At 38.7% G+C, this 509-nt stretch carries 2 protein-coding genes; both read right to left on the reverse strand.

The features are described 5' to 3' along the window. Nucleotides 1–298 (reverse strand): hypothetical protein (locus NZ923_10860; GenBank protein ID MCS7230506.1); only part of this gene is annotated, 298 nt, incomplete at its 3' end. Continuing rightward, the coding region (locus NZ923_10865; GenBank protein ID MCS7230507.1) for a hypothetical protein at nucleotides 274–509 on the reverse strand (236 nt) is incomplete at its 5' end. The genes NZ923_10865 and NZ923_10860, both read right to left, overlap by 25 nt.

Here is a 509-nt window from a genome sequence, read left to right on the forward strand (position 1 = left end):
ATTCATATTTCACTATCTGTTTGAATCGCACCTGTGAGGGATTGAAACTTTTTTTGGGTTGTAAACTACCAATATTTTTTCCGCGTTTGAATCGCACCTGTGAGGGATTGAAACTCATTAACGATGTTGAGGTACATAATTTTCCTCCTTTTGTTTGAATCGCACCTGTGAGGGATTGAAACGACCACTTTTCAAGAGCATTAAGCATAACTTTCCATGTTTGAATCGCACCTGTGAGGGATTGAAACAAATGTGCAATTACAATACAATCTTTCAATCTGAAAAGTTTGAATCGCACCTGTGAGGGATTGAAACCTTATTTTGAGAACCACATCTCCTGGAGGGGTTCCCATGTTTGAATCGCACCTGTGAGGGATTGAAACTAGTTTTTAATGTAAATTGGAAAACAATTGAGGTAGAGTTTGAATCGCACCTGTGAGGGATTGAAACAAGGCAATTAACACCATAATGTTCTATAAGACATTTGGTTTGAATCGCACCTGTGAGGG

It is taken from the genome of Candidatus Kryptonium sp. (genome assembly GCA_025060635.1).
Classification (GTDB): domain Bacteria; phylum Bacteroidota; class Ignavibacteria; order Kryptoniales; family Kryptoniaceae; genus Kryptonium.